Source organism: Deinococcus alpinitundrae, assembly GCF_009982895.1.
GTDB classification, from domain to species: Bacteria; Deinococcota; Deinococci; order Deinococcales; family Deinococcaceae; genus Deinococcus; species Deinococcus alpinitundrae.
Genome location: NZ_WXZL01000198.1, coordinates 1 through 280 on the forward strand (window position 1 = coordinate 1; position 280 = coordinate 280).

A 280-nucleotide genomic window follows, 5' to 3' on the forward strand; every position below is an offset into this window, starting at 1 on the left:
GTTCATTGTCAAAATCTTCACCGACATCTCTTAATATATTAATCAATTGCAACGATTCACCAAGTCTTCTTGCGACATCGTATGTCTGATGTGTTTCATGATCACTTAAAATCGGCGTCAATACTTCACCTACTGTACCAGCAACACCATAACAATATCCGAATAATTCAGCGTCCGTTTCAAACATTGTAAAATGTTGATCTTTATATACAGTATCAATGAGATTATAAAAAGATTGAAAGGCGATATTTTTATGTTGTGCAACATGCTGAAGGGCCAT

At 35.0% G+C, this 280-nt stretch carries 1 pseudogene; it reads right to left on the reverse strand.

What is annotated here, in order from left to right:
• Nucleotides 1-280: pseudogene (crtM, locus tag GUI70_RS25570) on the reverse strand (4,4'-diapophytoene synthase CrtM); the annotation flags it as partial.